Origin of the sequence: Propionivibrio sp. (assembly GCF_017995515.1) — a bacterium.
Classification (GTDB): Bacteria; Pseudomonadota; Gammaproteobacteria; order Burkholderiales; family Rhodocyclaceae; genus Propionivibrio.
On the sequence record NZ_JAGOIT010000106.1, the window covers coordinates 1 to 10305 of the forward strand.

The window sequence follows — 10305 nt, forward strand, 5'->3', positions numbered from 1 at the left end:
CGACATACCCTGCGGACACAGGCTCACTCATTGCAACCTCCAGCCCATGTGATACGTGATCATGACGCGACCCTGAGAGCATTCTTGACGGATCGACTCTACGGTCACGACAGGCGCCCGCCGCGCGCACCTGGCAGCGCAGCAGGTCGAGCTCTGCATCCAGGTCCTGCAGCGTGGTCTTCTTGTGGTAGCGCTTGTTGCACACCACGACGAAGCGCAGCAGCGCCCACATCGTGTGCCGGATCTCCGCGCCCAGAACATGGCGTTCCATCTTCGGAAACTGGCGCACGGCGATGTGGCCGTATTCGATCATCGCCTCGACCTTCTGACGGATCAGGAGGTCGTCGGTGCGGGCGGGGCGATCGGTTGGGAGTGCGCGTGACATTGGCGTTGGGAAGGGGCGGGCTATCGCCCACCCCGTCAGATCTCAGGTTTCAGATTTCAGAGCACAAAAGCGGGGCGAGCCCCGATGCCCGAGTAGGCGATGGAGCGCGCGTAGAGCAGGTTGAGCGCAAACACGCCGCTAGTCGCGGCGCGGTCCCAGTTGCCACCCCGGATCGGGAGCCGTTCGCCCGTCACGTCCACATGGAAGCCGTCACCGCCCAGGCCGGTGCTGGCCACCGGGAACAGGCCGTAGCGGCGCAGCAGCTGCAGTGCGGCCGCGGCCACCGGCGCGGCACCGGGGTTGGTCATGCCCTCGAAGCTCTGCCCCGACGCGCGCACCAGGCTGTAGTTGGCCGTGCCACTGGTGGCGTAGCGCACCGAGTTGGTGGTGGTCGGAACATAGTCTCCGCCCCCGATAGAGCCGGTGAACGTGGGCGTGACCAGGTCGCCAGTGGCGCCGTTGATCGCCCGCCAGGCGGCCGAGGTGGGGCCGAAGTCGGTGGCGTTGAGCGCGGCGTTGTTGTTCTCGATGATCTGGATCTCGCCCGCGACGATACGCATGCCGGGCGACCACTCCCAGACGTTGCCGTTCAGGTCGGCAATGCCGGCGGCGGTGTTGTCGTGGTTCCACGACACGGGGCCCGATCCGGTAAGCGTGCGTGCCGCGCCGCTGTTGAGGCCGGGGGCCAGGCCGTCTTGGCGGCGGCCGGTCTCCCAGGCGGCGTCGCTCGAGGCGCCGTAGTTGGTGTTGCCGCGCGGCATGAAGCCGTTCTTCCAGCACCACAGCTGCAGGGCAGACCATTCGGCATTGGTCATGACGTGCCAGCCGGGGCCGCAGGCGCGGGCGTCGTCAACGAACTGATCGTGGTTTCGCGCGGCGGCCGGGTCCATGCCGGGCAGGCTGAGCAGCTCGTTGTTTTTGCGAACGCCCTGGTACATGCCGATGAAGATCTCGCTTTTCTCGGTGCCGCCGACGACGAAGGCCGGGTGCACGCCCGAGCCGAGGCCGGCGTCGATGTCTTGCACGTTGAAGCGCGGCACGACGCGCATGTAGCTGGGCTGGCCGGCGGCGGTGTACAGCACGGTGCACTTGCCGCCGGTGGCGGCTTCGACGGATGCGCGCAGGTCATCCTTCAGGAAGATGGTGGGCATAAGGGTTGCTCCTGGTTAAACGGTGGGCCAGAGGGTGATTTCGACGGCGTTCGGGTCGAGCGGAAGCGGGTCGCGCAGTACGGTGAGGGTGCCCTGCTCGTCGTCGATCTCGTGCTCCTCAAAGCGGCGTGCGGGGATGGCGATCTGCGCCACATACGCGCCGTCGCCGCCTTCGCCCGGCGTGCCGCCGTTGTTGCGGATCTCGACCGTGACTGCGGTGTCGCGTTGGCGCGCTTCGCAGTCGATGGCAATGCCGGCCACTACGACGGTGTTGCCGGACACGGAGAAGTCGGCCACAGGCTGGCCGGGCGCTTTCAGGATGATTTGTGCCATGGGTATGGGCTCCTGCTGGGTTAGTTGTTGAGCTTGCTGACGCGATACCGGACGCGCACGCTGTCGGCGGCGCTGGCCAGCTCGAGGGTGAGGCCGTTCGTGGCGCGGCTTGCGACGGTGATCGCCTCCCGCGGGCACGGCCCGCCGACCGCCGACACCACGTCGAAGTCGACGCGGTAGTCGTTGGCCGCCAGGGGGTTGATGGCAATCGAGGTGCTTGCCGGGTTGTCGAGCAGGCTGGGGAAGCTGGCCTCGATGCGGCGCACGTCGGTGAGCGTGACGTTGGTCAGGTTGGGGTCGGTGGCGTCAGTGCTGCCGGCCGGGATGGTGACGTTGTAGATGCGGATCGCCCCATCCGGCACGGCCTGGCCGATCGCGGTCACCGCCAGGCGCCAGAGCATGGCGACGTCCTGGTAGAGGTAGGCCTGCACCACGACGCTGCCGCTGCCGGTGTTGGGCGGCACGGATGCGGCGTTGACGCCATCGGCCACCGAGTACACGCGCCCGCTGGCAAAGCACTTGCCGGCGGCAATCGACAGGTTGCGCGCCGCGGTGGTGCTCTTGGTGATGCTGCAGCCCGATACCACGCCCCGGTTGCTGATGGTGATCTCGCCCTCTTGCTGGATCTGCTGCTTGAGCGCGCGGACCGAGTAGTTGGCGTGGGCGGCGGTGGTGAGGGCGAATTTGAGGGCGGCGACTTGCGCATTTTGCATGTCGGGGTCAAGGCCGGCCACGTTGTTTTCAACGCCAGACAGGCGGTCGCCCAGGGTGCCCGAGCTGCCGCGAGCCGCAATCACCTCGTCGGTGATGGCCTTCAGGTACCGAGTTCGGTTTGCGAGCTGCTTAGGCTGCACGTTCAGGGTGCCGTTCGCCCCGCCAAGCAGGTAGTCCCCAGTCTCAATCTGGTAGACGCCGCTCTCCCATACTGCGCTTTCGGTCAGGTTTGCCATTTCGTGTCCTCTTTAGTACATGAGCTTCCAGGTGCCGCTCAGCGTGAGATCCGAGTCCTTGACCAGGATGCCGCCGCGAACTTTTCGTGCATGCAAAAGCCCAGACTGCGTAATCAGCCCGAACTCCTGAATTTGCAGTCCGTTTGCCTCGCTTGCGCCAAGCGAAAATCCGAACAAGACCGAATAGGCGTCCGGGTAGCTGACAGCGTCGACCGTTTTTATGTGAGCGCCTTGTAGCGCGGTATTCTCAGGGGCCGCTGCGCTGCCGTTCGTTCCAAACCCGATCTTCGTGATCCGGTGGTCATAGCTCGCGCCGCCGAGCAGCCGCGCAACGTTCTCGCGCCCTCGGTTGACGATCAGGTTGTCGTCGGAAAACTGATCGATCAGCTCTCCGCGATGAAAAACATTCAGGGTGAAGATCCCGCGCGCGTGCGCGGATTGGTCGATGATTCGCATGGCTCGCCCAGACAAATGACTGAGTCGAGCCTAGCGTCACGACAGTCGCTAAATCAGCGAAAAGACAGACGAGACTGATCCGATAGCGGTGAGCGCCTCGGCGCCGCAGCGGCGCACGCCGTCCGCCCTGTCGTTGCCGTTCGCAACGACAGCGCCATCTCCTGCCGAGTGAAGGCCGTTTGCGCGCCAGGACCTTGTTGCCGTGATCGACGCTGCGTCAATGGCGAAGTCGCGCTTCCCTGCGGCGGACGCCGACCCGTCAGCAAAAATCGCCCCGTCAGCAAGCACAGGCGCGGCATAGCTATCGCGCACATCAGTGGCGACCTCGACGCTCATCAGCGACACATCATCGTCTGCGGCAGGCGGCGTTCCGCCGACGGTGTATCCGCTCGCCATTAGCGTTCCATCCGCCCGCGCTTGCCCGTTTGCGGTCAATGGAATGGCCTCGCCCACAAGCACGGAGCCATCAGCTTGCAGTCGGATGGCGGGCCGGACATCGACCCTCTCGGTCAGCGCCGTAGCAAGCGTGACCGCATCCGAGCTGGCCCCTGCTCTGTCTTCAGTTCGGCCTTCGATCGCAATCTGCCGCATCCGCGTGCCTGCATCGCGAAACCCCTCTACGGCGCGCCGCACGCGCGCAGACAGCTCCGTCAGTGACTCGGCGGACATCAGATCAAAACCAACCAGCACATCAAACTGTCCGTAATGGCGCCGCACGATCGCGTCCGCCTGGCGCGTGCCGTCCGCGCGCACCACGCCGTCCGCGCGCCAATATGTGGTCACCTCGGCCATCGGCGCGTCGGTCACGCTCGCTTCATAACCCCCAAGAAGCGCAGCGATCGCCTCTTCAATCGCGACGTTATTGCCCTTGGGGCGCAATGTATCCGCGACGATTCGCCGCGCATATATTTCGTCACTCTCGCCAGCTTCGCGAGGCACTCCGTAATATCCGCCGATCTCATCCAGCCAGTCAGCGCCGGCTGTACGAATCGATAACTGCTCGAGCATCGACTGAATAGCCGCTTTCGCCGCCTCCAGCTCAACGGAGAGCGCGTCGAGGATGTGATAAGCGGTCGATTCTGGCGCATACAGCGCGTCGCCATTGCTGGCCGCCTGATCCGACTCGCCATCAAGCAGCGACGCTGCGCCGCGTCTCGAGAGGTCAGAATCCACGAAGACGACCGAGTAGCCAGGCTGCTGGGAGACGATGTTCGCCAGCTCGGCAATCGTTAGGTCGGCCAGCGGGATGCTCAGATCCGACCCGCTGCCACCCGTCGTCAAGGTTGATAGCGTTCGGTCGGCAATATGCCAAGTCATTGCGCCGTCGTAGCGGACGCGCAGCGCGACACGCGCCCCCGGATCTTTGTCGAAGGCGCTATGCAGGTACTGCAGCAACTTATCCGCGAGTCGCATATGTCACCCGAACTGGACGGCGCCGAGCATGGCTTTTTGGTGGCGTGCCACAACGACATCCGCGGCCGGCGACGTCATCTGGAAATTCACCACGCCGTCGACGTTCATTACGGCCGCGATAATTTCGGACGCGTAGGCCGGGGCTCCGATCTTCAGGCCGTCGAAGTAGGCAGCGATAGCGGCTTCAGCTTGCGCGGCGGCAGTCGCGGTCACGGCGTACTCACTCACTGACAGCGCTCCATCGACCGCCACCACTACCTCTTGCGCTGCATAGACATTGACGATCACGCCGGCAGCCTTCCAGCCTGGCACGGGCGTGCCGTCCGGCTCGCGGTAGCCGTCGATAATTTTCTTCGCCTCGGCCGCCAGTGCGGCAGACGTGCCGCCAGCGCCATTGTGGATAAAGCAATCGACCAAACCGACCGGAGCAAGCGGGTTGTCCAGGTAAGGCTCATCAATGAAGGCGTGGCGCACGGCCTCGATCGCGAGCCCGCTCCCATCAACGACGACAGCCATCCTGGCGCCGTACTCGATGGCTGCCTTTGTGCCGCGCGGCAGCGTCGCGACAAAGGCAGCGAAGCGCGCCTTCTGCTCGTCATCGGACTCGATTTCCTTGCCGCCGAAGAACCGGGCCGGATTCGCGGCCGACGAGACGCCGGTGACGGCGTCCTGCAGGACCGCAATGACGCCCGGCGCGACGTTGCCGGCCAGCCCCGGCGTCTCACACACAGCTGGAACGTCGGCGTACATGGCGCCCGCCGGGATTGACGCGGCGGCGGTGGTGCGAAACTGCAGAGTGCCGGCGGCGTTCTTGGCGCGCACCCCCTCCGCAATGTCGAGGCCGGCGTGCGCCGGATCGCCTGCAGTAAAGCGGATCACACCGACCGCCGGCTCGGCCGCGCGCTTCTCGAAACCAAAGCTGCTGTAGGTCGCAACTGGGATGCCTTCCTTGAGGCCGATGAACATCTGCTGGTACAGCTCCTCGATCTCAATCGCGGGCGCCTCGAGCATCGTGCGCGCAACGGAGCCCACCGAGAAGTCGGTGAGCTTGTTCTGCGTCGAACGCATCCAGTTGATGCAGGACGCGGCAATCGACGCGAAGTCCTTGATCTGGAACATCAGATACCCTCAGTGAATGCGACGACCCGACCCGAGATCGCCGTCGCGCGAACGGACACGTTGACCGTGTCGCCGACCACCTCTGCGGTCACCTCCGTGACCTCCTGAACCCGCTCGTCGGACTCGACTGCCGCGCGCGCGTACTGCGCCGCCAGAAGGCTCGCCGTCGGCCCGTTGACCGTTCCCAACAGGCGCTTGATGAGCGACCCGTAACCCGGGTGGTACATCAGCTCGCCGCGCTCGGTGACGACGCGATGAACCAGCGCCTGCCGCAAGTTCGGCAGCCCTTCGCACAACATCATGTCGCCAGCCCCGTCCGCATCGATCAGCCCGTTCGTGAGCTTGATGTCCGCGAGGAACGTCGCGTCCGGGTTCGAGAACGCATTGGCTGCCGGCGCCGGCGCTGGGATCCGGACAGGCTCGCCGGACAGGATGATGCCCGGCCCCGCGAGCAACGGATCGTCCGTGATGAACGGCGGCAGCAGGCGGTTGTAGGAGACGATCTCGGGCCAGCGCGACGCGTCGCCCATCTCGCGCGCGGCGATGGCCTGCAGCGTGTCGCCGTGGCGCGTCTCGACGAAGCGATAGCCCTGCAGCGGGCGATCGATAGGCGTGCTCATGCGACAACCATCCCGTCAGAAATTGCGCGAAGGTGGCCCCCGGCCTCAGCCTTCGACATCGGCGCCATAACTACGTCCGTTGCCGCGGCAGCCGCGATCGAGGTGCGCGCAGCCGGCGTAACCTGAACCGGAAACGAAGTCTGCGCCGGAAAGATCGCGGCAAACGCGTTCGCATTGGCAAGCGCGCTGCGCGCCCGGCCGCCCGTCGTCGACGAGCAGTAGGACGAGCCGTAGAGCGACGAAAAGTCCTCGTAGACCTGCTTTCCGCGCAGCGCATTGTTCAGCAGGCAGAAGACGTTGCCGTACTCGGCCGCGACCTCCATGAACTTCGCCTTCACCAGCGACGGAATGCTGGCGACCGCAGAGAACGTCCGGAAGATGTTCATCGCCGCAGCCGTAACCATCCGAGCCACGCCGATGAGCTGATCTCCGATGCTCAGGCCGTTGCGGATCGTGCTCGAGACGGTCCGGTAGAGCTGCATGGTCTTGAGCAGGAAACTGCGCACCGGCGCGACCAGCGTGCGGTCGATCCAGTTCTTCACGCCTTCAATCACGTCGTTGATCGCGCGCGCGAAAGCCTCGATCGAGCCCATCAGGCTGTCCAGACCGGCCGGCAAGGAGGCAAACGGGCCCGGAAGGCGCAGCGGGCTGTCGGCCGACGTATCGATCGCCTGCAGCACGATGTTGTACTGGACCAGCAAAGGGCGAGACTTCGAGCGCCGCAGCGTGAACTGCATCGGCGCGACGTTCCACGCAAAGTTGTCGAGCAGGTCGACAAAAATCAGCTTGACCGCAGCCGGATCCAGTCCGGATGTGATCGCCGCCTGCTTGGCTGCGTGATAGCTCTGCATCACGAGCGTGTTCAGGCGCTCGAACGCCTTCACGCCGTCCTCGCCGGTTCCGGTGTCGCGCCAGCCGGTGTGCCCTGCGATCGTCACCGTCGGCAGGCCGGCGCCGAAGTTGTCGGCCCAGCCGGAGCGGTCCCGCCCAAGCGTCTGATGGACGGTGATGCGTGACGGCTCGGTACGGGTCAGGTCTTCCGGGCGAACCTTGAGCATGACCGGGTCGCTCAGGCTCCCCCTGCCGGCATCAAGCAGGAACGAAATCGGGCGGACCCCGGCGCGTTGATCAGTCGGTGCAGCCATGATGCCAGTTTGACATCACGACAGCGGCCGATCAGTTCGGCGCCGCCGTGCTGCCGCCGCCCGGCTGGACGCCACCATGGGTGTGGGTGTCGCCGATGTTCTTGCCGTTGTGCGTGACCGATCCACCCACGATGCTCAGCGAGCCGTTCATTGTGGCCGTGCCGCCGCCGGCGCCCATCGTGAGGCTCTTGGAGACTACGAGGTTGCCGGTGCAGATCGTGTCCGGCGCGTCGTGCGTCACACTGACCGGCGTCTTGATCGTCACCGCGCCCTGCGCGTCGATGTCCAGCGTCTGCTGGCACTCGATGCGGACCGCTCCGCTTGGCGACACCGTGATCACGGCCGTGTTTCCGGCGGTGCTGATCCGCATGTAGGCCTGCCGGCCGGTGTTGCGGTCCAGCGCAAGATTGCCGTCAGCGTTCATCCCGGCCGGGACGAGATGGTCCGGCGTCTCTCCGATCCTGACAGCGAAGCCGCTCGGGTGGCGCAGGTCGATGTTCCCGTTTCCGTCGATCACCGAGACGACGTCCGACTGGTGCCGGAACAGCCGCGTCTTCGGATCGTTGAGCGTCATCTGGTTGATCTGTGGGAACAGGAAGCCGACGACCACCGGCGTGCCGCCGGCGAACGCAACCAGCGCCTTCTGGTCCTGCCCGTTCGTGCGCCGAACATCCCATCGGTCGCCGCCGCCGGCCGGCACCTCCGGCAGATCGACCGTGCCGCTGCGCGCGGACGCGGACGTCGACAGCACCTGAACGCCGACAAGGCGCGAGCCGTCATCGGCCATCACCAGATCGACCGAGTTGTCCTCCGGGTGAGTCGCCACCACGATCCCGACGCGCATCATAGGATGCCTCCTGCGGTTTGCTCAGCCAGCCACGGCGAGCTCGCCCCGCCCTCCATGCGAGCCCGCGTCACGAAGCCCTCGCCGCGCTCGAACACAAGCGTCGTCGTGTAGGACTGGAACGGCAGGAATTCGTCATCGATCTGTGTCACGTAGGCTAGATGCTCGAGGCTGCCGATCTGAAAGCGAGCGTAGTCACCCGCCTTCATGCATTCGCCGTCTTCGCGCATCGGTCCGCCCTTGACCACCGCGGATCCGCGCTCGAGCACAACGTTGTCCTGATTCATCTCCATCGCCTGCCGGCGGCGCTTGTCGATCCACGCCTCCATGAGCTTCGCGCGCTGGTCCTGCTCGGTTCGGGCAAGCCCTGAAGTCATGTTCGAAATGCCGTCGTCGCCCTGCTGCGTCTCGTTGTAGAGCGGTCGGGTGCCGTAATACTTCGGGTCTGCGTTCGGGTAGTCCTTCAGGTACACCCGCGAGTCGCCAGCCGGAATGGTGGCGAGCTGGCGCTGCTGGTCGTCGATGAGATCGTAGCGCGCGTTCCGGGTCCAGAAGAAGTTGAACACCGTCGCGTCCGTCCGAGCACTCGAGATGCTCTTGATCCGGGAGGCCGGTACCGAAACGACCACCGGGTCCGGTGCGTCCTCCTGAATCTTCCGGTCCTTCGGGTCTTCCTTCTCCTGCGCGATCTTGAGCGCCGGCGCGGCCCGATAGACGCAATGCACGCCGTCTGCGCGGTCCTCGACATACAGCTCGTTCCAGAGCCCCACGTCGCCGTGGAACTTCAGGATGTCGTAGATCGAACCCTGCTGATTCTGGTACGAGTTGTTCACCACGCCGTGCGCGACCGACACCGAGTCGCCCGTCAGGATGGCGGTCGGCATCGACGTGTTCTCCGGCATGAACCCGGCGATGAACGGGTTGATGACCTTCTCCACCATGGTGCGAACAAACTCGCCGGCGGGCAGCGTGTTCACCGCCTTGATGCCGAACAGCTCCTGCATGGCGAAGTTGGTGAGCAGCGGCTTGCCGTCGGTGTAGGCAGCCAGATAGACCACCTGATACATCTGCCAGATTTTCCCGTAGTCGTGGCCGGTGATGACCACCTGCCGCTGCGGGCGGCCGTCCTGCCCCATGGTCTGGGCGCGCTGCACCTCGGTCACGAAGCCGCGCATCTTGATCGGCAGTTCGGCCGGCTTCGAGCCGACGCCCCCCCACATCCTGATCTCTACCATGTCCATCGGCTCGACCAACCCATAGACCGACTCCATCGCGCTCGCTGCGCCCGACAGGAACGCGCCGCTTGCCGAGTCTTTCGGCTTATCGGCGAACGTGATCGAGAAGGCACCGGATGGCTCACGGATCGACTTCGACGTCCGAACCGCGGAGCCGAGGTTCAGGTACGGCGTGAGGTCGATGAACTCTTCCGCGCCCTCGTAGCGCGCCGATACGGCCGACTTGCCGTCGACCGTCTTGCGCGAGATCGTCTTGTAAAGCCGCACAGAGAGCTGTGGCGATGCGTCGAGTAGGCTGGGCATGTCAGGAAGGCCTGCCGAAGGTGGGCGTGCTGAAACGCGGATTTATGTGCTGCGGCGGCGCGACCGGCGTGCCGTCAGGTAGCGTCAGGGTAATGGCCAACGGGTCGAAGCTGCCGCGGATGTTCATCTGCTGGTCTGCGGCCCGCCGGGCGGCAACGGCATCGTCGGGCATTGGCGTAGGAACCTGCGGTCCGCGCTCCATCTTCGAGTGGATCGCCGGCACGTAGCCGCGCGTTTCCTTGTTGCCCCACCTGCTGCGATCCCAGCCGCCGTTATAGGCGCGCAGCGCGTCGTCCCAGCTCCCAAAGTGGGCATGGTTCTCGCGCATGACCTCCTTCTGCATGAGGACCG

At 65.2% G+C, this 10305-nt stretch carries 12 protein-coding genes; all 12 read right to left on the minus strand.

Annotation, left to right across the window (positions count from 1 at the left end; translation table 11 throughout):
* A partial coding sequence (locus tag KBA32_RS14325) for a four helix bundle protein (RefSeq protein ID WP_294360192.1) occupies window positions 1-385 on the minus strand: 385 nt, incomplete at its 3' end.
* Window positions 386-441: 56 nt separating this feature from the next.
* Window positions 442-1536, minus strand: a complete 1095-nt coding sequence (locus tag KBA32_RS14330) for a hypothetical protein (RefSeq protein WP_294360196.1) — start codon at window positions 1534-1536, stop codon at window positions 442-444.
* Between the two features lie 15 nt (window positions 1537-1551).
* Window positions 1552-1869: a hypothetical protein gene (locus tag KBA32_RS14335; protein WP_294360199.1), complete on the minus strand. Its 318-nt coding sequence runs from the start codon at window positions 1867-1869 to the stop codon at window positions 1552-1554.
* A gap of 20 nt (window positions 1870-1889) precedes the next feature.
* Window positions 1890-2819: a hypothetical protein gene (locus KBA32_RS14340; protein ID WP_294360201.1), complete on the minus strand. Its 930-nt coding sequence runs from the start codon at window positions 2817-2819 to the stop codon at window positions 1890-1892.
* Between the two features lie 12 nt (window positions 2820-2831).
* On the minus strand, window positions 2832-3275 hold the full coding sequence (locus KBA32_RS14345; RefSeq protein WP_294360204.1) for a hypothetical protein: 444 nt from the start codon (window positions 3273-3275) through the stop codon (window positions 2832-2834).
* A gap of 48 nt (window positions 3276-3323) precedes the next feature.
* Window positions 3324-4688, minus strand: a complete 1365-nt coding sequence (locus KBA32_RS14350; RefSeq protein WP_294360206.1) for a hypothetical protein — start codon at window positions 4686-4688, stop codon at window positions 3324-3326.
* A gap of 3 nt (window positions 4689-4691) precedes the next feature.
* Complete coding sequence (locus tag KBA32_RS14355; RefSeq protein WP_294360209.1) at window positions 4692-5807, minus strand: baseplate J/gp47 family protein; 1116 nt, start codon at window positions 5805-5807, stop codon at window positions 4692-4694.
* Window positions 5807-6427, minus strand: a complete 621-nt coding sequence (locus tag KBA32_RS14360; RefSeq protein ID WP_294360212.1) for a DUF2634 domain-containing protein — start codon at window positions 6425-6427, stop codon at window positions 5807-5809. The genes KBA32_RS14355 and KBA32_RS14360 overlap by 1 nt, the downstream gene beginning before the upstream one ends.
* Window positions 6424-7572 (minus strand): hypothetical protein, encoded by a 1149-nt coding sequence (locus tag KBA32_RS14365; RefSeq protein ID WP_294360216.1) that lies wholly within the window; start codon window positions 7570-7572, stop codon window positions 6424-6426. Before KBA32_RS14365 ends, KBA32_RS14360 begins: the two co-directional genes overlap by 4 nt.
* A 31-nt stretch (window positions 7573-7603) precedes the next feature.
* Window positions 7604-8419 (minus strand): hypothetical protein, encoded by an 816-nt coding sequence (locus KBA32_RS14370; RefSeq protein ID WP_294360218.1) that lies wholly within the window; start codon window positions 8417-8419, stop codon window positions 7604-7606.
* Entirely contained in the window at window positions 8416-9954 is a 1539-nt protein-coding gene (locus KBA32_RS14375) for a hypothetical protein (RefSeq protein ID WP_294360221.1), read from the minus strand. Before KBA32_RS14375 ends, KBA32_RS14370 begins: the two co-directional genes overlap by 4 nt.
* Window position 9955: 1 nt before the next feature.
* Window positions 9956-10305, minus strand: a 350-nt coding sequence (locus tag KBA32_RS14380) for a hypothetical protein (protein WP_294360224.1), incomplete at its 5' end; no start/stop codon positions are given.